2 protein-coding genes are annotated in these 2,110 nt (G+C 70.7%); one reads left to right on the top strand and one right to left on the bottom strand.

Features of this window, described 5'->3' with window-relative positions; all coding sequences use genetic code 11:
* Window positions 1-837: NAD-dependent epimerase/dehydratase family protein (locus CBW50_RS28290; RefSeq protein ID WP_086148562.1), on the top strand; the 837-nt coding region annotated here is incomplete at its 5' end.
* A 292-nt stretch (window positions 838-1,129) separates the two neighbouring features.
* On the opposite strand, the gene CBW50_RS28285 is transcribed toward CBW50_RS28290, so the two are convergent.
* On the bottom strand, window positions 1,130-2,110 hold a 981-nt coding region (locus CBW50_RS28285), incomplete at its 5' end, for a SpoVR family protein (protein WP_139842706.1).

The following is a 2,110-nucleotide window of genomic DNA, read 5'->3' as shown; positions in this document are numbered from 1 at the left end:
GCGGCGCGCCGGGAGACCGCCGGCGGTGGCGTGGCGCAGCCAGGCGGGGCGCCGGAAAACGTGGCGCATGCCGGCGTCGACTACGTGCTGCACCAGGCCGCGCTCGGTTCCGTGGCCCGCTCGCTGGAAGACCCGCTGCTGTGCCATGCCGTCAATGTCAGCGGCTTTCTCAGCATGCTGGCCGCCGCCCGCGACGCCGGCGTGCGCCGCTTCGTGTATGCGGCGTCCAGCGCCACGTATGGCGACCACCCGGCCTTGCCGAAGGTGGAGCAGCACATCGGCGCACCGCTGTCGCCATATGCCTTGAGCAAATACGTCAATGAGCTGTACGCGCAAATCTACGCGCGCTGCTATGCCACGGAAACGGTGGGGCTGCGCTACTTCAACGTCTTCGGCCCGCGCCAGGACCCGCTGGGCGCTTACGCGGCCGTGATACCGCGCTGGATCGCCGCCATGCTCGACGAGCGGGCCGTGCAGATCCACGGCGACGGCGCCACCAGCCGCGACTTCTGCTACGTGCAGAACGCCGTGCAGGCGAACATCCTGGCCGCCACCTGCAGCGACCCGGCGGCCGTCAACCAGGTCTACAACGTGGCCGTGAACGCCCGCACCAGCCTGACACAGCTGCACGCGACCATGCAGCGCATGCTGCTGGCCGCCTGTCCCGGCCACCGGCCGCTGGCGCCCGCCTACGGCGACTTCCGCGCCGGCGACGTGCGCCACTCGCAGGCCGACATCGCCAAGGCGTCCCGCCTGCTCGGCTACGTCCCCACGCACGACCTGGCGCAAGGCCTGCGCCAGACCATCGCCTGGTACGTGGCGCAGGCGCCAGCGTAGGCGCCAGCGACGATGCCAGCGCAAGCGCAAGCCAATGGCAGCACAAGCCGCGGCCCGGACACTGGTATCGGCGCCGAGGCGGACGCAGGGTCCCGAGGCCCCAGCCGTTCGCCAGTGCCAGCCGCCCCGGCTACGCGCCGGCTGGACCGGCCATGGTCCCGCCGGCGCGCCGTCAACCTCGGAGCACCTCGGAGTTCGGGACCATGGACGCGGCTGCCGGCAGGGCATCCAGGCCCGGCTTGCGATGCAGCCGGCAGCCGGCAGCCAGCTGGCGGAGCCGGGCGGGCGCCTTTCAGCGCGGCACGGGCGCCGGGGTCGGCGCGGGCGGTTCCGGCACGCCGTCCTTTTTGCTGTTGAGCACTTTTGGCGTGCCGCGGAAATCGGCCGTGTGCAGGGTGACGGGCCGGCGCCACACGCGGGCGATGTAGGCCAGCACCTGCTGTGCGCGCTCCAGGTCCAGGCCGCGGCCATCGCGCTGGTGGTCATGGCGCAGCACCAGGCTGCCGTCATCGTTGAGCAGGGTGACGGCGATGCACGGCGCGCCGTAATTGTACTTGGGCGCCAGGATCGCTTCGCGGATGGCCGCCAGTTCGCGGCTGGCCAGCCGCGTCTCGCCATCGCGGCGGCTTTCATGCACGAACAGGCCCAGGCGGTCGGCCAGCTCCGCGTCCAGGTAGTTGCGGATGAAGCTGAAATCGTCGTCATCGCGGCAGATTTCGCGCGCGCGCGCCAGTCCCTGCCTTTCGATGATGCGCTCCCACATGCAAAAACCCAGGTGGTAGGGATTGACGGCCAGCGCCAGTTGATGTTCTCCCGCATATGGGCGCACGACGTCGGAATGGGACTTGATGGCCGACAGGTACAGTTCCGGCGGCAGGAAGCGCGCTTCGCGCAGCAGCCGCGCATGCCAGTAGGACGCCCAGCCTTCGTTCATGATCTGGCAGGCATACACGGGGTAGAAATAGAACGATTCCTCGCGCACGGCGAGGAAGATGTCGCGCTCCCAGTCGGCCAGTTCCGGGCCGTAGCGGGCGATGAACCACAATACATCATATTCGGCCTGCGGCGGCAGCAGCGGACGCTGCGCCAGCCGCCCGCGCACCGCCTCGTGCGCCGCCAGCGCGGCCGCTTCGCCTGGCAGGCGCCGGTAGCGCCGCGCGAAGGGACCGGCGTCGCCCGCATCGGCGCCCTGGCCGGCATCGGCCGCGCCGCCCGTGTCGGGGGAAGGAGGGCGGTGCAGGGCGGCGTGGATGTCGACGTGCTGTTCCAGGGC

It is taken from the genome of Janthinobacterium sp. GW458P, from assembly GCF_002127585.1.
Taxonomy (GTDB): Bacteria; Pseudomonadota; Gammaproteobacteria; order Burkholderiales; family Burkholderiaceae_D; genus Janthinobacterium.
Note: the sequence above shows the minus strand (reverse complement) of the source record. Positions and strands in the feature narration are given on the sequence as shown.